Raw genomic sequence first — 19,489 nt, 5'->3', positions numbered from 1 at the left:
CCCCCCCCCCCCTCCCCCCCACACCGTGCCCCGCACCGCGCACGACCCGGTCCGCACCGCCGGGTCGTGCGCGCGCGGGACGGCTGTCAGCCGGCGTCGCCCACCGGGTCCGGCGGTACGACGCCGAGGGCCTCCGCCCGCTCCAGGAGATCCCGCCACACCTTCGGCGCCACGGGCACGCCCGACCGCCCGCGCTCCGCCGAGAGGGCGGCCGAACGCTCGCCCGGGTAGAAGACGCCCGAGGCGCCCTCCGCGGCCGGAAGGTCCTTGAGCGTGCTCAGCGTGGCGTCCACCGCCTCGGTGAAGTCGCCCGGGTCTCCGAAGGCCGACGGGTCCACCGCGATGAGGAGGGCGTTCTGACGGTGCTTGCGGCCCTGCGGGTCGTCCGAGTGGAAGGACGAGAAGATGGGCGCGCCGACCAGCACGCTGGTGAGCAGCTCGAAGGCGAGCGACATCCCCGAGCCCTTGACGCCGCCGAGCGGCAGCGGCATGACCGCCTTCTCCGGGTCGGTCGTCGGGGTGCCGTCCTCCGTCGCGGCGGCCCCTGCGGGCAGCGGGGTCCCGCTCGCCCTGGCCTGGCGGATCCTGCCCAGGGCGATGGTGGCGGTGGCCATGTCCAGGAGCAGCGGCGCATGGCTCCGGGCGGGCACGGCCACGGCGAGCGGAGCGGTGGCGACGGCAGCGCCCTTGACCCCGGTGTAGCCCATGTTGGGCATGCCCGAGACGAAGCCGATGCCGACCAGGCCCGCTTCGGCGATCTTGGACACGTAGTAGCCGATCGCGCCGGTGTGGACCGTGCGGCGCACGCCCACGGTGGCGATGCCGTTCGTCCTGGCCCGGCTCACCGCCTCCTTCGCGGCCGCGGTGAGGGCCACCGGGCCCGGTGCGCGGTCGGCGTCCAGGACGGCGGCGGCCGGGGTCGTGGACTCGACGGTGATCTCGGGCCTGGCGTTCGCCACGCCCTTGGCCAGCAGGTCGAGATAGGCGGGGACGCGCGCGGTGCCGTGCGAGTCGACTCCGCGCTGGGCGGCCCACACGAAGACGTCCGCGGTGGTGCGGGCGTCCTCGGCACCGAGGCCTCCCTTCTCCAGGAGGGCCGCGGCGAAGTCCAGCAGGTCGCCGGCGGCGACCAGGGTCCTGCCCGGCTGGGGTGCGGGGGTGTCGGTCATGGTGGCTGATGCCTCCTGGTTCAGCGGGTGACGAGTACGTCGACCACGGCGGTGGTGCCCTCCGCGACCGCCTTGAGCGCGCGTTCGAGGGCGGAGGTGAGGACGTCGGGGGTGTCCACGGTCTCGGTGTGCATCCCGAACGGCTCGGCGAACGCGGCGAGCCGGGGCAGCCGGTGCAGGTCCGTGCCGAGCCATTCGCCGGTCTCGGCGGCCGCGCCCTCGGGGTAGAAGCGCCGGTGGTTGAGATTCATCGACTTGTAGACACGGTTGTTGAAGACGACGATCAGCACGGGCAGTCCGTACGCCTTGGAGGCGTCGTAGGACTGGATCACCGGGTTGTAGGTGAAGGCGCCGTCCCCGACGGTGAACACCACCGGGCGGTCCGGGGCGGCGAGTCTGGCGCCGAGGGCCACCGCGATGCCCTGTCCGAGCCCGCCCTGCACGTAGAAGTACGAGTCGGGGGCAGAGGTCTTCAGATGGCGCTTGACGACCCGGCTGTGCGTGATGGTCTCGTCGACGACGATGGGGTCCTTGCCGTCCAGCAGCGTACGCAGCGTCGCGGCGACCAGCACCGGGTCGATGCCCTCGGCCCGTTCCGCCGCGGCCTCGGCCTCGGCGACGGCCGTCTGCTCGGCGGCGTACCGCTCTTCCTGGGCCGCGCGGCGCACGGCGACGGCCGCCTGGTGGGCTTCGTCGAAGTCCTGCGCGCGCTTGGCCAGTTGGCGAAGGGTGTTGGCGACGTTGCCTTCGAGGTACCTGTCGGCGAAGAGCACCTGGTAGGCGATGTGGGGCCGCTGCGGCACCTCGTCGATCACGACGACCGTCGCCCGGGAGGGGCGCCGGCTCGGCGGGTAGAACGGGACGCGGCAGTTGACCAGGAGGATCAGGTCCGCCTCGTCCATCCACGGCCCGATGTCGCTGCCCGCGTGCAGCGGGTGGTTGCGCGGGAAGTTGCCGCACACCGCCGAGTCGGGCTCGACGACCGGGATGTCCCAGGCCTCGGCGAAGGCCACGAGCGCCTCGAAGCCGCCCGCCTCCCGGCCCGCGGTCTCCGTGACGATCACGGGGTTCTCCGCCTCGCGGATCATCCGGGCGACGGGGTCGACCTCTTCGGGTGAGCTGTGCGTGGAGCCCGGTGCCACGACGGGCTTGGCCTCCCGGCCGTCCCAGTCCTCCAGGAGGATCTCCAGGGGGATGTTGAGATAGGCCGGGCCCGCCGGTGCCCGCCACGCGAGTTCGGCGGCCCTGGTGATCATGGTGGGGAGGGTGTGGGCGCTGGCGGCCTCGTTGGCCCACTTGGTGAACGGCTGGGCGACGCCGTGCGGTCCGCCCACGATGGAGAGGTTGCGGTACCACTGACCGCCCGGGTCCTGCCCGGGACCGTCGCCGTAGGTGCTCGACTCCGAGGAGGTGACCACCATGGGTACGCCCGCGAGCAGCGCTCCGTGGATCGCCATCGAGCCCTGCAGCAGCCCGGGGGCCGCGTGCAGGAGGACGCCCTGCGGGCGGCGGGTGACCAGGCCGTAGCCGGTCGCCATGCCGACAGCGACGGTCTCGTGGGTGAGGTCGAGGTAGGCGGGGGCCGGTTCGCCGTCGCGGTGACGGCGGGCCAGGGACTCCCACACCGGGGCCCATTCGGACCCGGATGAGCAGAAGATGTAGTCGGCGCCGACGGCGTTGAAGGCGGATACGACAGCATCACCGCCGTCACCGCCGTCGGCGCCTGGTGTGTTCCTGCTGTCAGTCATCTCTGCGGTGTCCTCAGCCCTCGACCGGCCAGCCGAGGACCTCGCTGATGCCGCGGCCCATCATCCACTCGAGCTCTTCGGGGGTGAAGTCCCAGTGCTTGGTGAACTGCTCGATGGTGTCGGTGTAGGTGATGCCGTGACCGAGCAGCCGGGTGATGTCGGTGCCGTAGAAGCAGCGCTGCGGGCCCATCTTGTCGACCATCTCGCGGACGTACTTCTCGATGTTCCTGTTCGGGAAGGCCTCGGTCGAGTAGCCGGGCAGGGCCGAGACCTTGACGTAGATGTTGGGGTGCCTGGCGAGGTCGGCTGTCTCGGAGACCCAGTAGCCGATGGCGTCGTCGACACAGCGGGCCATGATGCCCATGTGGTCGATGATGATCTTCAGTTCGGGGTGCTTGGCGGCGATCTCGCCGAGCTCCCGCTTCCAGATCGGCGCGTGCACCATGGTCGGGATGCGCAGCTCCTCGGCGATCGGCCAGTACCAGTCGTTGGTGCCGTCGATCATCCAGTTGCGGTCCTGCGGCCGGTGGAAGGTGAGGCGCGTTCCCTTGATGTGCGGGTTCTGCGCGAAGTCCTTCAGCAGGGCCGTGCCCTCGGCCTCGTCGTCCTGCGGGACGCGGGCCATGATGCCGAAGCGGTCCGGGTGGGCCTCGCACGCCTCCAGGGCGTAGTCGATGCGGTTGCCCTCCCAGGACGGCGGGAGGATGAGGGCGCGGTTGACGCCGGCCTCGTCCATCAGTTCCAGTGCCTCCTCGTAGGAGAAGGCTTCCTCGCGGTGGCCGTTGAGGCGGATCCGCTCGCGGGCTCCGGGGACCCAGGGACGATCCGGGGTCTCTTCCTTCCAGATGTGGATCTGGGTGTCGACCACGAACATGATGTGCCTCTTTCGTTTCGGGGTGGTGGGGTGTCGGCGGTGGTGCGCGTCAGACGTTAGAGCTGGTGGGTGCCGTTTGCGGAGAGCCCGGCGTGCAAGCAGTTGTTGCGCGGACAGCCAGGTCGCGGCACGTCATGCCGGGTCGCCGGCGCTCGCGAAGACGGCGTCGTGGATGTGCTCCGCGATCGCCATGGAGGCGGTGGCCGCGGGCGAGGGGGCGTTGCGTACGGCGGTCACGCGGCCCCTGCGGTGGATGCGGAAGTCGTCCACCAGCGAGCCGTCGGGATCGAGGGCCTGGGCCCGTACGCCGGCCCCGCCCCGGATCACGTCCGAGGTGCCGACGCCGGGCACGTAGTCGCCCGCGTCCCGCATGAAGGCCGCGACGGACAGGGCTCCCCGGTACTCCTTGATCCCCGTCCGCCAGTGCTGGGCGGCCATCCTCCAGACACCCGGGTACAGGGCGAGCCCGGCGAGGTCCCGCAGGGACACGTCGGACAGCTTGTAGCCCTCCCTGGCGAGTGCCAGGACGGCGTTCGGGCCGATCTCCACCGAGCCGTCGACCCGGGGCGTGAAGTGCACCCCGAGGAAGGGGTAGCGCGGGTCGGGGACGGGATAGACCAGGCCGCGGACCAGGTCGGTCCTGTCAGGCTTGAGGAGCATGTACTCGCCCCGGAAGGGGACGATCCGCGGGTCCTTCCGGTCCCGCGCCATCCTGGCCACGGAGTCGGACTGGAGTCCCGCGCACAGGATCAGCCGGTCGACCCTGACCCGCTCCTCGCCGGAGGCCACGTCGACGCCCCCGGACACCTCGGTGAGGCCGGTCACGGGGAAGCCGAGTCTCACCTCGCCGCCCGAGGACTCGATGTCCCCGGCGAACTGCCGGGCGATCGCCGGGTAGTCCGTGATCGCGGTCCGGGGCGAGTGCAGTGCCGCGATGCCGCCCGCGTTGGGTTCGATCTCCCTGATCTCGTCCTTGGAGATCTTCCGCAGGTCGGGCACGTGGTTGTTCCTGGCCCGCTCGTAGAGGGCCTCCATCCGGCCCAGTTCGTCCTCGCGTACGGCGACGACCAGCTTGCCGATCTCCTCGTACGGGACGCCGCGTTCCTGGCAGTACTCCTTCAGCAGGGACACGCCCCGCACACACAGGTCTGCCTTCAGGCTGCCCGGCGCGTAGTAGATGCCGGCGTGCACGACTCCCGAGTTGTGTCCGGTCTGGTGGGCCGCGACGCGCTGTTCCTTCTCGAACACCACGACCCGGGTGCCCGGACGGCGCCGGGCGATCTCACGGCCCGTCGCCAGACCCACGATGCCTGCGCCGACGATGCCGACCGTTTCGTCCGCCATCGGCATCCTCCTTTCTTGCTGTGACCCGCGCTTCAGCGACCGAAGTTGAAGGCGACGGTCTTGACGCGGGTGTAGAAGCGCAGGGCTTCGGTGCCCTGCTCCTTGAAGGCCGAGCCGGAGTCGCGGAAGCCACCGAAGGGGTGGTGCACGTCCCAGCCGGTCGTCGCGGTGTTGATGGCGACCTGGCCGCAGTCGGCCTCGTCGGCGAAGCGGTGCGCGGAGCGCAGGTCGCGGGTGAAGAGGGCCGCGGCGAGCCCGAAGTCCGAGTCGTTGACCTCGGCGACGGCCTCGTCGAAGCCGTCCACGGGGCGCACGACGACGACCGGTCCGAAGACCTCCTCGCGCCAGACGGCCATCTCCCGGGTGACGTCGCCCAGGACGGTCGGGCGGACGTAGCAGCCGTGGGCGTACTCCTCGTCCTGCGGGGCCGCGCCGCCGGTCAGTACGGTCGCGCCCTCCTTCACGGCGCGCTCGATGTCCCTGAGGACGCTGTCGCGCTGGCCGGTGCTGACGAGCGGGCCGACACCGGTGGTGCCGGAGGCGCCGGGCCCCAGCCTGAGCGCGGCGACGGCGCCCAGGAGCAGGCGGGTGAACTCCTCGTACACCGGGCGCTCGACGAGGACCCGGCTGGTGGCGGTGCACCGCTGGCCCGCCTGTCCGAATCCCGCGGTCATCAGCGCCTTCACAGCGGCGCCGAGGTCGGCGTCGGCGAGCACGACGGTGGCGTTCTTGCCGCCCAGCTCGCCCTGGAAGCGGACGTTGCGGTCGGCCAGGGAGGAGCGGAGCCCCTCGCCGACGGAGTTGGAGCCGGTGAAGGTGACCGCGGCGACGCGCGGGTCGCCGAGCAGCGGGGCGGAGATCTGTCCGCCGCGTCCGGTGACGACTCCCAGCACACCGGCGGGCAGACCCGCGTCGTGCAGGGCGCGGGCCAGGTGGAGGGCGGACATCGGGGTCTCGGACGCGGGCTTGAGGACGACGGCGTTGCCGGTGGCCAGCGCCGGAGCCAGCTTGCGGGCGGGCGTGAGGAGCGGGTCGTTCCACGGCGTGATGGCCAGGACGATCCCGACGGGCTCGTGGTGGAAGCTCGTACGGGTGTCGGGGCGGGCGTCGTGGATGAGGGTGCCGTAGCCGTTGCGGGCCAGCCCGGCGTAGTACTCGAAGAAGTCGGCGGACTTCTGGACCTCGCCGCCCGCCTCCTGGAGGGTCTTGCCGTTCTCGGTGACCACGGCCTCCGCGATCGTCGCGGCCCGTTCCCTGAGCAGCCGGGCCGTCTCGTGGAAGATCCTGGCCCGGTCGAAGGGGCTGGTGCGGCGCCAGACGGCGAAGCCCTTCTCCGCCTCGTCGTAGGCCCGGGTCACCTCGCCGGCTCCCAGCGCGGGGACCCGGGCGACGGGGGTGCGCGTGTCGGACGGGTCGTGGACGTGCAGCCATGTGTCGGCCGCCACCCACTGTCCGCCGAGGAGGGTTTCCATGGTGCGCATCTGGATCATTGCTCCCGTTCGACCGCGGCGGTCCGCGGTGTGCAGAGGGGTCGGTGTGTGGTCGTGACGACAACACAGGAAGTACGGAGAGGTGACCAGGGCCGCGGCGGCAGACATTGCTTGCACGTCACGCACGGCCCTTCGGGCGTGCGTTGTGCTGGAATCGGCACGCTCGACGCCGTATCCGACAAGGAGAACGACCCATGGCTTTCGCCGTCATCGCCCACTACCGCTGTGAACCCGCCGACGAGGGCACGGTGCGCGCCGCGCTCCTCTCGATGCGGGAGCACACCCTGAAGGAGCCGGGGAACCTGGGGTACGAGGTGCACGCGGAGGTGGACAGCCCGGGCGCCTTCGTCCTGTACGAGCGGTACGCCGACCGGGCCGGTTTCGACGCGCACGCCGGGGCCGGCTACTTCGACGAACTGATCGTGCGGACGGTGCGCCCGCTGCTGACCGAGCGGGCCGTCACGTTCGCCGACGTCCTGTAGGACGGGGCCGGCGCTCCGGCTGCCGGGGCCGGCCTCCCGTGGGCGGCCCCGGCAGCCGTGTGTCAGAACTCGTTGCCCCAGCAGTAGCGGGCGAGCGTCTCCACCTGGATCAGCTTGCGGTTCTGGTCCTCGGCGTTCAGGAGCGGGCGGCCCGCGACGTCCTCGAAGCCGCGGGAGGGCGCGAGGGCCATGTCCTCCAGGTCCTTGACCTCGGCGGCGGCGTCGATCCGCGCCATCACCGTGTCGATCTCCTCGATCTCGGGGCTGGTCGCGTCGACCGCCCCCAGACAGGCGTCACGGTCCTCGGGCAGGGCCCGCAGCAGATCGAGTTCGGCGGCGGTTCCCTTGTCGTACGGCAGGATCCACCGGTCCACGGGGACGGCGGAGTACAGGCGCTCGGCCCTGGCCGTGTCCACCGCCTCGGGGGCGGCCCAGCCGGGCGCGAGGCCCATCCGGACACCCTCGGGGCGCTCCCCCGGCGGGACGGCCAGGGCTTCGACGGCGAGGGCGTCCTCGAAGGAGAGCGCGCTCTCCCCACCGCGATCGGCCGCCGTGTGGGCGAGCAGAAGCGGGTTGTTCAGCTGGATCAGCCGGACGCCCCGGGAGATGAGCAGCTGGATCTCGGCGCGGATGATCTCCGCCAGCGCCTCACCGAGCTCGCGGGCCGAGGCGGGGCCGCCCCGGCCCGCCGCGTCGGGGTCGAAGCAGGTGGCGGCGAGGTAGGCCGGCGAGGGCAGGGACGCCTTGGGGGCGATCAGCGTGAGCTCACCGATCCGGGCCGCCCAGTCCGCGAGCAGCGGGCCGTCGGCCTTGGGCAGGGACTCCGCGACCCAGCGGGCCAGACCGTCCGTCTCCTCGCCGGTGCGCCGGAAGCCGGACACCCCGTCGAGCACCGCGCTGCGGAAGTCCGCGCGTGGCATGTCTCCGTCGGTGACGACCGTGGAGCGCAGCCTGCGCTGGAAGACGACGGCTTCCTTGACCGCGGCGAGCTCGGCCTCGCGCAGCTCGGTGTCCGGTCCGCCGGCGGCGGCCCGGTCGCGGGCGGCCAGCAGAGCGGCCGGCCGGACCAGGCTGCCGTGGTGGTCAATGCGGTAGTTGAACGTGTCGGCCATGGCTCAGGCGTCCTTTCCGGCGGGCTTGCCGGAGACGCCCCAGGCGGCGAACTCCAGTTCGTAGCCGAGCGATTCGAGAACGTCGTCGGCGATCTTCTGGTCCTCGTCCGCGGTGCCGCCCGCGATGCCGAGGCCGCCGATGATCTCGCCGTCCTTCTTGATGGTCATGCTGCCCTCGGTGGCGAGGATGGGCAGCGCCGCGCCGGGCAGCTGGGAGAGCTGGGAGAAGAAGACGGGCTGGCTCTCCTGCCACTTCTTCAGCATCGTGCCGGGGCGCTGCATGACGGCGGCGGTGTACGCCTTGGCCCTGGCGATGTCCGGGGTGAGCGGGCGGGCCCCGTCCGGGCGGCGGATGGCCACCGGGAAGCCTCCGGCGTCCACGACGGCGACGCTCACGGCCTTCCCGAGCTCCTGGGCGCGCTTGTGGGCGGCGTCGATGATCTCTTCGGCGGCGGCCAGGGTGATGTTGCTCATGCTGCTTCCTTCGGGGCGGTGAGGGTGCGGCGCAGGTGGGCGAGGGCGGTGTTGTAGCGCTGCGGCGTCTCCCAGTACATGGAGTGCGGGGCACCGGGGACGATCTCCAGGTGGGAGCCCTCCACGAGTTCGTGGGCACGGGTCACCGTCTTCACGCTGAGCACCGCGTCCTTCTCCCCGGCGAGGAAGGCGACCTTGACGCCCGCCTCGCGGATCTCGTCCAGGCCGGGGCCGTCGGTGTCGAGGTTGCGCAGGTCCTGCATCGTGGCGACGTTGAACGTGCCCATCTGCTGGAAGAGGAAGGTGAGGTCGGCCCGCTCCCGCTGGAAGTCCCTGGTGAGCAGCCGGTCGATGACGGGCAGCTTGACGGCCTCGGCGCGGTCGGCCGCGGCCAGTTCCCTCAGCTCCGGGTGGCTGATCCCGCCGAGGGAGTGGCCGAGCACCACGGAACTCACCCGCTCGGGGCGCACCAGCCCGGCGCGGAGGGCGGCGACGGAGCCGATGGACTGTCCCACCAGCATGGCGTCGGTCAGGTCCTCCTCGTCGAGTACGGCGACGACGTCGCCGTAGAAGGCCTGGCCGTCGAACACGGTCTGCGGTGCGGACAGCTCCGTCCTGCCGAAGCCGCGCAGGTCGAGGGTGACGACGGTGAACTCGTCGCGCAGCGCGGCCACCTGCTGCCACCAGGCCGCGTGATGACCTCCCGAGCCGTGCACGAGGACGATCGCGGGGCCGCTGCCGTGGCGTTCGTAGTAGAGGGAAGCGCCGTCGGAATCGACGTAGGGCATGGAATGGATCTCCTTAGCGAGCGCTGCGGCTCAGTTGGGGCGCCTGCCGTGGAAGACCAGCTCGATCATGGTGTGGTCGGGGTCGTGGATGTAGCAGAACTTCGACTGGTTCTCGGGGCGTTCGATCGGGCGGGTGTGGCGGATGCCCAGCTCGGCGAGGTGTTCCATGAAGTCGTCCCAGTCGTCGACCTCGACGGCGAAGTGGTAGGGCGCCATCCGGTCCATCTCCTCGACCGGGGTGAAGTGCAGGTCGAAGTTGCCGCGGGTCATCAGCACGACGCGGGTGTTGGACTTCGGCATGATCCTCTTCATCCCGAAGACCTTGGTGTACCACTCGGCGGTGCGGTCGGGGTCGGTGGTGGGGAAGTTGACGTGGTGGATGTAGCGGGGTTCCTTGCTCACGGCGTGCTGCCTTTCGGGGGTGCGGTGGTCAGGGGCGGGTGCTCTCGGCGCGTACGGGATTCGACAGGACGCCGATCCCGCTGATCTCGACGTCGACGGTGTCGCCGGCCTCGATCTGGCAGGTGGACTCGGCGCCCATCCACAGGACGTCACCGGGGTGCAGGGTGAGGTGTCTGCTCATCTCGGCCATGTGGTCGAAGGGGTCGAAGACCATGTCGCCGGTCGGGAACGTGGCGCGGACCTCGCCGTTGACCCGCAGGGTCGTGGTCTGTGCGAGGGCGTCGACATCGGTCTCGATCCAGGGACCCATGGGTTTGAAGGTGTCGCTGTTCTTGCTGCGCCAGAACGAGCGGTCCTCGTGCTGCCAGGTGCGGGCGCTGACGTCGTTGCCGATCGTCCAGCCGAAGACGGCGTCCCGCGCCTCCTCGTACGTGGCGTGCCGCAGGGTCCGGCCGATGACGGCGACCAGCTCCGGTTCGGCCTCGAACCTGCCGCGGACCCCGGCGGGCTTCACGATCGCCGTGCCGTGGCCGGTGAGCGCGTTGTTGGCCCGGTAGCCGGGTTCCGGGCGTACCGGCACGACCCCGGCCTTGTCGCCCAGCAGCCGGGCGTGATCGATGTGGCGCGGGTAGTTCATGCCGACGGCGTAGAAGACGGGCGGGACGACGGGGGGCAGCCAGGACGCCTCGGCGAGCGGGATCGTGCCGATGACCGTGGGGTCGCCCTCCAGGGGCGAGTCGGAGAGCAGGCGCACCGCGTCCTCCTCGACACGGCCCCACACCGCCCGTCCGCCGATGGAGACTCGGGTGTACCGCACGGCGGTTCAGCCGGCCAGCAGGTGGGAGACGCGCTTGGTGACCAGGTAGGCGTCCAGTCCCTCGGGGCCGCCCTCACGGCCGTAACCGCTGGCCTTGACTCCCCCGGACGGCGCCTCGTGGACCGATCCGCCGCAGTGGTTGAGGGAGAGGATGCCCGCCTCGAACTCCCGGGTGAGGCGCTCGGCGGTTGCGGTGGAGCGGGTGAATCCGTAGGCGGCGAGTCCGTAGGAAAGCGCGTTGGCGATCCGCAGCGCCTCGCCGAGGTCGCTGAACGGGACGATCGGCGCGATCGGGCCGAAGGGTTCCTCGGACATCAGCGTCGCGTCGTCCGGTACGCCGGTGAGCACGGTGGGGGCGTAGAAGTAGCCCGCACGGTCCAGGCGTTCGCCTCCGGTGCGCACCTTGGCTCCCTTGGCCACGGCGTCGGCCGTGAGCGCCTCGACGGCCTTCAGCCTGCGCTCGTTGGCGAGCGGGCCCATGGTGACGCCCTCGTCGAGCCCGTCGCCGACGACGACCGCCTCGGCCGCACGGACGAACTCCTCGGTGAAATCCTCCAGGAGGCTCTCGTGCACCAGGAAGCGGCTCGGCGAGGTGCAGACCTGTCCGGCGTTGGCGAACTTCGCGGCGGCGGCGCGGCGGGCGGCGGCGACGGGGTCGGCGTCCTCGCAGACGATGACCGGGGCGTGACCGCCGAGCTCCATGAGGGAGGGCTTCATCTCGGCGCCGGCCGCGGCCGACAGGAGCTTGCCGACGGGCACGGAGCCGGTGAAGGCGATCAGCCGGGTCGCCGGGTGCTTGATGAGGTGGCCGGAGACCTCGGCGGGCTCGCCGAACACCAGGTTGAGCGCACCGGCGGGGACGCCCGCGTCCTCGAAGCAGCGGACCAGCTGCACGGCGGTGCCCGGGGTCTCCTCGGAGGCCTTGATGATGATCGAGCATCCGGCCGAGAGGGCGGCGGCGATCTTGCGCATCGGGCCGCCCGCGGGGAAGTTCCACGGGGTGAAGGCGGCGACCGGGCCGACGGGCTGGCGGCGCACGGTGAGCAGGGTGCCCTGCTCGGAGGGGATGACCCTGCCGTAGGCGCGGCGGGCGTCGTCGGCGTCCCAGCGCAGCGCGCCCGCGACGCGCTCGGCCTCGCCGCTGGCCTCGCGCAGCGGCTTGCCCTGCTCCAGGGTCATGATCCGGCCGACCTCGTCGCTGCGGGAGACCAGCAGGTCGGCGGCCTTGTGCAGGATCGCCGTACGCTCGGCGACCGGTGTGTCGCGCCAGGCGGCGAAGCCGGCGGTGGCCGCGTCGGCCGCGCGGTCGAGGTCCGCGGCGGTGGCCAGCGGTACGTGCCCGATCACCTCTTCGGTGGCCGGGTTGAGCACCGGCGCGGTGCGTCCGGTCTCTCCCTCGCACCATTCGCCTGCTATGTACATATGGATGGCGGGGTAGTCGTGATGCGTCGTCATGGGTGCGTCAGCCCTCTCACGCTCGGCGGGTGGGTGGTCAGGAGGCGGGGTCCCCGGGTGTGTCACGGGAACTGCGCAGGGTCCAGATGTGGTGCGGCGGCGTGGTCTCGTGGACGCGTGTCCCGTAGGAGTCGTCGACCCGGTCCATGTCCGCCGCGTACTCCACGCGGCCTCCGCACGGTGCGTGGATGAACCGGAAGACGTTGGACCCGACGGTGTGCCTGCCGAGCCTGCGGGCTTCCGTCCACCCCTGGGCGATCATGTGGTTGCCGCCCTCGATGACGTCGTCGAAGCCGGGTACCTCGTAGGACACGTGGTTGACCCCGGCCCGGTCGGGACGGTGGCACAGCAGGAAGTTGTGCTGGTCGTCGTCGCCCTCGCACTGCATGAAGGTGCCCATGGGCTTGACGATGTCGGTCGCCCGGAAGCCCAGCCGGTCGGTGTAGAAGGCGACGGCCCGCTCCTGGCCCTCCTTGGGGATGTTCAGGGCGACATGGCACATGCGCAGCGGCCGCACCTGGCCCACGGGGCCGAGCGACTCGTTCCAGCGGCGCACGCTGCCCGACACGTTCGGCCGGCGTACCTCGGGCACGGGGAGTTCGCGGGGTCTGGCCAGGGTGAGGCCCAGGCCGAAGCCCGTCTCGTCCACGCTGTGGTGGGTCCCGTCATCGGTGGTCACGACCTCCCGGTCGGCCGCGACGGCGGTCACCAGCGTCTCCAGCCGCTCCGGGGTGTCGACGCCCCAGACGACCTCGCGGATGGTCGGCGACGCCTCCAGCGGCTGCGGCAGCGACGGGTCGGGGACCGTGTCGAGGTGCAGGGTCTGCCCGACGAGCGTCTCGAACGTGGCACGCTCACCGGTCCGCCGCACGAGTGCGAGACCGAAGTCCTCGAAGAAGCGCACGCACCGGTCGAGATCGTCGACGCCGTAAGTCACCGATTCGATTCTCTGGATTCCCATGAACTCCTCATTTCGCGGACAGCGTCCGTTAAATCTGCGCGGACGCCGGCTCAGCTGATCGTAATTTCCCGTTCCGGGCGCCTCAACGGCCCCTGATCACGGATGCCGCAATCGTTTGTTGCGCAGCCGGTCGCATGCGCGGGCGGCGCGCTCCCTCTTCATCCGGTGATCGCGGCGATGGGATTGCTGGAGAACCACTGGGTGAGAAAGTCCAGGAAGACGGTGACCTTGCGCGGGGTGTCCTGCCCCGGGCCGTAGATCGCGTAGAGGGGCCGGTCGGGCACGGCCAGTTCGGGGAGGAGTACCTGGAGCGCCCCGGAGATGAGGTCGTCGTACGCCGGCCTCTGCGGCAGCAGCGCGATGCCGCGGCCGTGCAGGGCAGCCTTCTGGAGCGCGATGTAGGAGTTGGACGAGAACGCGACGTTACGGATCTTGTGCAGGGTGCTCGCGTGTCCGTGCCCGATCCGCCAGACCGGGTCGTTCACATGGACGAGGCAGTCGTGCGCCGCGATGTCGTTCGGGTGGGAGAGCGTGCCGTGCTTCTCCAGGTACTCCTCTGACGCGCACAGCACGAACGGGAGCGAGGATACCTTCTTGAGACGGACGCTCGAATCCCGTAGATCCCGGGTGTGAAAGGCAACGTCGAATCCGCTGTCGAGGAAATCGTAGGTCCGGTCCGACATTCCGCCGAGTTCGAACCGCACGAGTATTTTCGGATGCGCGGCGGAGAATGCCGCGATGGCGTCCCCGAGGTCCAGGCTGCCGATCCATTTGGGGCAGATGATGCTGAGGGAACCCTCCGCCCTGTCGTGCCGCTGGGCGATCGTGGAGTCCTCCGCCTCGATCTCCTCGAGTATGCGTGCGGAGAACTCGGCGTAGCGCAGGCCCGGTTCGGTGAGGCTCACGGAGCGGGCCGTGCGGTTGACCAGCCGGACGCCGATCTGCCGCTCGAGTTCGGCCACATGGCGCGAGACGAGCGATCCCGAGGAGCTCAGCAGCTTGGCGGCTCCGCTGAAGCTGCCTACGTTGGCGACGGTCACGAAGCTTCGCATCAGAAGCAGACGGTCCATGTTTCCTCCGGCCCCGTCACGGCCGGAGGCGCCTCCGGCCGTGTCAGGTGTGATGGGTGCGGTCGAGCGTGGGGGCCCTTGTGCGGTTCGTACGGATGGGCGTGGGGCTCCAGGTGCGGGTGGTGCGGCCGAGCGGGGCGCGGGTGTCCTGAATCACCGGCGCCGTGGGCCAGGGGTCAGGACTTCTTCTCCTCGGCGGAGCAGTACTGCGGGGCGCTGCCGGCGTTGTCGGCGGTGATGAGGCTGATCGGCGTCATCGCGATCTTGTCCGTCTTCTTCTTGTCGAGCAGCGCGATGGCGTTGGTGATGGCGATGCGGCCGGTCGTCATCGCGGAGTTGGCGACGGTCGCGGCGAAGCGTCCGTCCTTGACGGCGGCCACACCGCGGTCCGTTCCGTTGACCGTCACGATCTTCACATCCGCCTTGGCGGCCTGGAACGCCTTGAGGGCCCCGAAGGCCATCTCCTCGTTCGCCACGAAGGCGTACGCGAGGTCCGGGTGGGCCTGGATCATGTTCTCGGCCACGTCCTGTGCCTTGGCCGCGTTGAACATGCCCGGCTGGTTGGCGACCACCTCGACGTTGTCGGGCAGCGCCTTGGTGAAGCCGTTGACCAGCAGATCGGACGCGGCACCGGGAGCGCCGGCGATCACTCCGGCCTCGGCGGGCTTGCCCGCCGCGTCCTTCTCGACCCAGCCGGCGTCCAGTTCGCCGACCTGCTTGAGGTCGACGACCACCGCCCCGAGGATGTCGGTGGGGTCGTCGGTCACCACGGACGTCAGGAAGATGGGTATGTTCGCGCTCTTGGCCTTGGCTATGTCCCCCTTGAGCGCGTCGACGTTGACCGTCTGCACGATGAGCGCGTCGACGTTGCGCGAGATCATGTCCTCGATGTTGGACAGCTCCGTACCCGGGTTCTGGTGGGAGTTGGCCGTGTAGAGCTTGGCGTCCTTCGCCTCGGCGGTGTCCTTGATGGACGCCTGGAGACAGGTGTGGAACTCGGTGTCACCACCGTTGACGAAACCCAGCGATACCGCTCCGTCGTCGGAGGCACCGGCGCCGCAGCCGCTCAGGACGAGAGCGAGTCCGGCGGCAGAGGCGGCAGTGGCTCTGCGTGAACGAGCAGAAAGGGTCATGGGTCGGGCCTTTCGATGCGTACGGGAAGAGGGTCAGTGCGGTGAGGACTTCTTGTGGAGCTGGTTGGCGATCGCGGCGATGAGCAGCACGGTGCCGACGGAGATCTGCTGGAAGTAGCTGGACACCTGGAGGAGGTTCAGCGCGTTGGCGACGACGCCGAGCAGCACGACTCCCAGGCAGGTGCCGATGATCGTTCCGTAGCCGCCGGCGAGCATGGTGCCGCCGATCACGACCGACGCGACCGCGGTGAGCTGGAGCTGGAGGCCGCCGGTTCCCGGGCTGCTCGCTCCGAGCCGGGACAGCAGCATCAGCCCGGCAAGGCCCGAGAGGGCGCCGGCCAGACCGTAGAGGACCAGCTTCTGCCGGTTGACGTTGATGCCGCTGAGGCGGGCGACGTGTTCGTTGCCGCCGATCGCGAAGGCGTCCCGGCCGAAGACCGTGAACTTCATGACCAGACCGACGGCCACCAGGACCAGGATCGCCACGATCAGCAGGTTGGGCAGGCCGAGGGTCTTCTCCGAGCCCAGCGCGGACAGATGGTCCCCGATGGAGACGCTGAGTCCGTTGAGCACCAGGAGCGCGACACCGTCCAGGAGTGTGGCGGTGGCGAGGGTCGCCACGAAGGGTGCCACGTTGGTGTAGGTCACGACGATGCCGTTGACGAGCCCGATCGCCGTGGCCAGGATCAGCGCGACGACCACGGTGAAGACGGTCGACCTGCCGTCCGCCAGGAACTGCGCGGCGACGGCGGTGGTGACGGCGGCGTTGCTGCCCATCGAGAAGTCCATGCCTCCCGCCGTCATCAGCAGCGTGAGCCCGGCGGCCAGCACGGCGACGACGCTGACCTGCCGGAGGACGTTCACCAGGTTGACCGACGTGGCGAAGGAATCGGTCTCCACCCCGGCGAACACGATGACGACGACGAGTACGGCGATCAGACCGGCGTGCGGGATGCCGCCGAGCGTACGGAAGGGGCCGGGTTTCCGGGCGTCGCCCTTGGCCGTGGTCCTGGTGCCGGGTGACTCCGGCGGAGCGGTGAGGCTCATCGGGGTTGTCCTCCGAGGGCGGTGGCGACGAGTTCGTCGTGGGTGATGGCGTTGACGTCGTGCTCGGCGACCACACGGCCGGCGCTGACGACGATCACGCGGTCGGACAGGCGCATGACCTCCTCGGCGGACGAGGAGGCGAGCAGGACGGCCACACCCCGGGAGGCGAGTTCGTCGATAGTTGCGTGGATGTCGGCTATGGCTGCCACGTCGACACCGTTGGTGGGGTCTTCGAGGAAGCAGGCGACGGGCGAGGTCTCCAGCCACTTGGCCAGCAGGACCTTCTGCTGGTTGCCGCCGGAGAGGCTGCCGACCGCGGGGTTACGGGTCAGTGAGACGACCCCGTAGCTCTGCCTGCGCGGTGCGGCGCGGCGGGTCATGTCGGACCAGCGCTGGAGCCGGCGCCTGCTCAGCCGGTCGGTGGCGAGCATGAGGTTCTCGTCCAGGGACAGACCCGGGATCAGCCCGAGGGCACGGCGGTCGCCCGTGACACAGCGCAGGCCGCTGGCGAGGGAGCGCGAGACACGGCCGAACGGAACTCCGGTTCCGCCCACCTCCAGCTCTCCGGCGTCGGGCCGGCGGCGGCCGGACAGCAGGTCGAACAACCGGGACTGCGCGTCGCCCGCCGGGCCGAGAACACCCACGATCTCGCCCTTGCGCACCCGAACACCGAAGTCGCGGATGTCCCTGCCGTGGGAGAGACCACGCACCGTCAGGGCCACCGTCGGTGCGGGCGCGGGCCGTTCGGGGCGCCGGGACACCACGTCGCGGCCCACCATGTGGCGGACGAGTCCGGCCGAGTCGGTCTTCGACGCGGGTCCGCCGTGCACCACGGCCCCGTCGCGGAGCACGGTGACGTGGTCCGCGAGGGAGAGGACCTCGTCGATGTAGTGCGAGATGTAGACGACGGCCACGCCCTCGTCGCGCAGGGTCCGCACCAGGTTCCTGATCCGGTCCGCCGCCGCCGCTCCCAGGCACGCCGTCGGCTCGTCCAGGATCAGCACCTTGCCGCCACGCCGCACCTCACGGGCGACCTCGACCATCGTCTGTTCGGCGACGGTCAGTTCGCCCGCGGTCCGGTTCACGTCGATGTCGATGTTCAGATCGAGCAGGGCTTGGCGGGCCTGCCGTTCGACCGACTTCCACGACACGACGGAACGCGAGGCCGGGAGGTCACCGAGGAGGATGTTCTCGGCGACCGTCAGCGCCATGACCAGCTCACGGCGCTGCGGGACCGTGGAGATGCCGAGCCTGCGGGCCGCGCGCGGGGTCAGCCCCGACTGGCTCGTACCGCCGATCTCGATGGTGCCGCTGTCCCCCTGGTGTGCCCCGGAGAGGAGCTGGACGAGGGTGGACTTCCCGGCACCGTTCATACCCATCAGGGCGTGGACCTCGCCGGCGTGGATGTCCAGCGAGACACCCTTGAGAGCCACGGCCCCGCCGAAGCTCTTCGTGAGGTCGCGGATGCGGACCACCGGCTCGGAGACCGGCCGGACCGTGGTGTCCGGGGACCCAAGAGCAGTCGTGGCAGACACGTCCTCGCTCCCTTTCGTACGTGGCTCGGGACGGGCTGTCACGGCTGGGACCGGTCCCCGCCGCCGGTGACGCGCCCGAAGCCGCGGATGTCGGGGAACGGGGGCTCCCGGTCGGCCTGGAGGTCGACCTGGAAGGCGTTCAGGCACATGCCGAGCATGGTGAAGTTGCCCAGGGAGCCGATGGTGTCGACCAGGCCCTGCGAACCGAAGTGCTTGTGGGCGCGGGCGAAGGTGTCGTCCGAGACGAAGTGGGTCTCCAGCAGCTCCTGGCAGAACGCGTGGAAGGCGGCGTCCCCCTCGTCCTCGAAGACCGGCTCCCGGTGCTCGGCGATGGCCTGGACGGCCTCCGCCGGAATGCCGGCCTCGACGGCGGCGGCCACGTGCGCGTTCCAGGAATACTGCGCGTCGAAGTGGCGCGCGGCCATCAGCAGGGTCAGTTCACGCAGATGCTTCGGCAGGCTCGAATCGAATCGTACGAAGGCACCGAGCGATTCCACCCGCTCGCACAGTTCGGGACTCTGCAGCCACACCCGGAAAGGCCCGCGGACGCCGCCCCGGCGCGCAGTGATCCTGGCGTGAAGTTCCTGCTGATGCTCGTTCATTTCTTCGGCGGCGAGTACGGGGATTCTCATGGGAGTCGAATGCCTTTCTTTCGGTGACACGAGCGGTTCGACCGTGTAACGGGAGCCGACCGTACCCCCGTGTCGCCGAGGCTCACCCTCCTCGGAATGCAAGGTAAAGCTGCACGCCGGATGCCTCTCATCCACCGGTCCGGCACCTAACGTCGGACGACGCACCGACTTCGAGAGGGATTCCGCATGACAGTCATCATCAAGACCGCTTCCGTCCGGCTTCTGGACCGAGGGGGTTCGATCGTGACGACCCCGCTGGTCACGACTCCTGCGTCGGACGGCAAGAATCTGATCACCAGCGGAATGAGCGTGTATCCGGTGGGTTCCGGGGCCCCGATGCACTCGCACAACTGCGACGAGCACGTGACGGTCCTCGAAGGCGAGGCCGAGGTGCTGGTGGAGGGAGAGGTGACCCGGCTCGAACGGTTCGACACCACGTACATCCCCTCCCCGATACCGCACCTCTTCCGGAACGTCGGTGACACTCCCCTGCGCATCCTGTGGGTCTACACGTCGGGAACGGTCACACGGACGTTCACCGAGACGGGCGTGACCGTGGAGCACCTTTCGGCCGCGGACCAGATGGCGTGACGGCGGGGCGGGGCCGCCCACGGCAGGACTGCCGGCCAGGCATGACGTGTACGGCGCCGCCACTGCCACCGGAAGGACGTGCGGGCCTATGAGGGGCGCCGTTCCCCCGCACTCGACGGTCCGTCATGCGATGGGCGGGACGAGGCAGCGGGCCGGTGAGTCGTACATGTCCTGCTCCTCGATCATGCGGCCGGTCGGCCTGCTTCACGGCACCGGCCGCCGCCGGCCCCGTACCGTCCGCACAGCGGTGCGCCACACCTGCCGTCGGCACACCACGGCCCCGGCAGGGTTTCGGAGCGTGCACGACGGGCGTCGGCTTCTTGGCGGGACCGTAATCCCGGACAGCGGATGTCGGCAAGATGTTT

Annotated in this window: 19 protein-coding genes; 2 read left to right on the top strand and 17 right to left on the bottom strand. The window is 70.3% G+C overall.

The window, feature by feature from the left end; translation table 11 throughout:
- Positions 1-86: 86 nt before the first annotated feature.
- From ACWCQM_RS34210 to ACWCQM_RS34190, 5 genes are all read right to left on the bottom strand, one after another.
- A complete protein-coding gene (locus tag ACWCQM_RS34210; RefSeq protein ID WP_450918962.1) occupies positions 87-1,169 on the bottom strand; it encodes an Ldh family oxidoreductase in 1,083 nt (360 codons plus the stop codon).
- Between the two features lie 20 nt (positions 1,170-1,189).
- Positions 1,190-2,917 (bottom strand): thiamine pyrophosphate-dependent enzyme, encoded by a 1,728-nt coding sequence (locus ACWCQM_RS34205; RefSeq protein WP_450918961.1) that lies wholly within the window; start codon positions 2,915-2,917, stop codon positions 1,190-1,192.
- A 13-nt stretch (positions 2,918-2,930) separates the two neighbouring features.
- Positions 2,931-3,791 carry an amidohydrolase family protein gene (locus ACWCQM_RS34200; protein WP_450918960.1) on the bottom strand — a complete coding sequence of 287 codons (861 nt, stop codon included), beginning with the start codon at positions 3,789-3,791 and terminating at the stop codon, positions 2,931-2,933.
- Positions 3,792-3,923: 132 nt separating this feature from the next.
- On the bottom strand, positions 3,924-5,135 hold the full coding sequence (lhgO, locus tag ACWCQM_RS34195) for an L-2-hydroxyglutarate oxidase (protein WP_450918959.1): 1,212 nt from the start codon (positions 5,133-5,135) through the stop codon (positions 3,924-3,926).
- Between the two features lie 32 nt (positions 5,136-5,167).
- Complete coding sequence (locus ACWCQM_RS34190; protein WP_450918958.1) at positions 5,168-6,616, bottom strand: aldehyde dehydrogenase family protein; 1,449 nt, start codon at positions 6,614-6,616, stop codon at positions 5,168-5,170.
- A 203-nt stretch (positions 6,617-6,819) separates the two neighbouring features.
- On the opposite strand from ACWCQM_RS34190, the gene ACWCQM_RS34185 reads away from it, so the two are divergent.
- A complete protein-coding gene (locus tag ACWCQM_RS34185) occupies positions 6,820-7,107 on the top strand; it encodes a putative quinol monooxygenase (protein WP_450918957.1) in 288 nt (95 codons plus the stop codon).
- A gap of 62 nt (positions 7,108-7,169) precedes the next feature.
- Here ACWCQM_RS34185 and ACWCQM_RS34180 read toward each other — a convergent pair whose 3' ends face one another.
- The 12 genes from ACWCQM_RS34180 to ACWCQM_RS34125 form a co-directional block, all read right to left on the bottom strand.
- Positions 7,170-8,219, bottom strand: a complete 1,050-nt coding sequence (locus ACWCQM_RS34180) for a methionine synthase II (cobalamin-independent)-like protein (RefSeq protein ID WP_450918956.1) — start codon at positions 8,217-8,219, stop codon at positions 7,170-7,172.
- 3 nt (positions 8,220-8,222) lie between these two features.
- Positions 8,223-8,693 carry a GlcG/HbpS family heme-binding protein gene (locus ACWCQM_RS34175; RefSeq protein WP_450918955.1) on the bottom strand — a complete coding sequence of 157 codons (471 nt, stop codon included), beginning with the start codon at positions 8,691-8,693 and terminating at the stop codon, positions 8,223-8,225.
- Positions 8,690-9,481, bottom strand: a complete 792-nt coding sequence (locus tag ACWCQM_RS34170; protein ID WP_450918954.1) for an alpha/beta fold hydrolase — start codon at positions 9,479-9,481, stop codon at positions 8,690-8,692. The genes ACWCQM_RS34175 and ACWCQM_RS34170 overlap by 4 nt, the downstream gene beginning before the upstream one ends.
- A 30-nt stretch (positions 9,482-9,511) precedes the next feature.
- Positions 9,512-9,883, bottom strand: a complete 372-nt coding sequence (locus ACWCQM_RS34165) for a VOC family protein (protein ID WP_073749176.1) — start codon at positions 9,881-9,883, stop codon at positions 9,512-9,514.
- 28 nt (positions 9,884-9,911) lie between these two features.
- Positions 9,912-10,700 carry a fumarylacetoacetate hydrolase family protein gene (locus tag ACWCQM_RS34160; protein WP_450918953.1) on the bottom strand — a complete coding sequence of 263 codons (789 nt, stop codon included), beginning with the start codon at positions 10,698-10,700 and terminating at the stop codon, positions 9,912-9,914.
- A gap of 6 nt (positions 10,701-10,706) precedes the next feature.
- A complete protein-coding gene (locus ACWCQM_RS34155) occupies positions 10,707-12,155 on the bottom strand; it encodes an NAD-dependent succinate-semialdehyde dehydrogenase (protein WP_450918952.1) in 1,449 nt (482 codons plus the stop codon).
- Between the two features lie 37 nt (positions 12,156-12,192).
- The gene (locus ACWCQM_RS34150; protein ID WP_450918951.1) at positions 12,193-13,116 is read right to left on the bottom strand and encodes a VOC family protein; all 924 of its coding nucleotides are present in this window, start codon (positions 13,114-13,116) and stop codon (positions 12,193-12,195) included.
- A 158-nt stretch (positions 13,117-13,274) separates the two neighbouring features.
- Positions 13,275-14,186: a LysR family transcriptional regulator gene (locus ACWCQM_RS34145; protein WP_450918950.1), complete on the bottom strand. Its 912-nt coding sequence runs from the start codon at positions 14,184-14,186 to the stop codon at positions 13,275-13,277.
- Between the two features lie 176 nt (positions 14,187-14,362).
- A complete protein-coding gene (locus ACWCQM_RS34140; protein WP_450918949.1) occupies positions 14,363-15,319 on the bottom strand; it encodes a sugar ABC transporter substrate-binding protein in 957 nt (318 codons plus the stop codon).
- Between the two features lie 33 nt (positions 15,320-15,352).
- Complete coding sequence (locus tag ACWCQM_RS34135; protein ID WP_450918948.1) at positions 15,353-16,366, bottom strand: ABC transporter permease; 1,014 nt, start codon at positions 16,364-16,366, stop codon at positions 15,353-15,355.
- Positions 16,363-17,901: a sugar ABC transporter ATP-binding protein gene (locus tag ACWCQM_RS34130; RefSeq protein ID WP_450918947.1), complete on the bottom strand. Its 1,539-nt coding sequence runs from the start codon at positions 17,899-17,901 to the stop codon at positions 16,363-16,365. Before ACWCQM_RS34130 ends, ACWCQM_RS34135 begins: the two co-directional genes overlap by 4 nt.
- 38 nt (positions 17,902-17,939) lie before the next feature.
- Positions 17,940-18,533: a carboxymuconolactone decarboxylase family protein gene (locus tag ACWCQM_RS34125; RefSeq protein ID WP_450918946.1), complete on the bottom strand. Its 594-nt coding sequence runs from the start codon at positions 18,531-18,533 to the stop codon at positions 17,940-17,942.
- 186 nt (positions 18,534-18,719) lie between these two features.
- On the opposite strand from ACWCQM_RS34125, the gene ACWCQM_RS34120 reads away from it, so the two are divergent.
- Complete coding sequence (locus ACWCQM_RS34120) at positions 18,720-19,124, top strand: cupin domain-containing protein (RefSeq protein ID WP_450918945.1); 405 nt, start codon at positions 18,720-18,722, stop codon at positions 19,122-19,124.
- Positions 19,125-19,489: the final 365 nt, after the last annotated feature.

The organism is Streptomyces sp. NPDC002125 (assembly GCF_053593715.1).
This window is presented reverse-complemented; position numbering and strand designations above follow the sequence as displayed.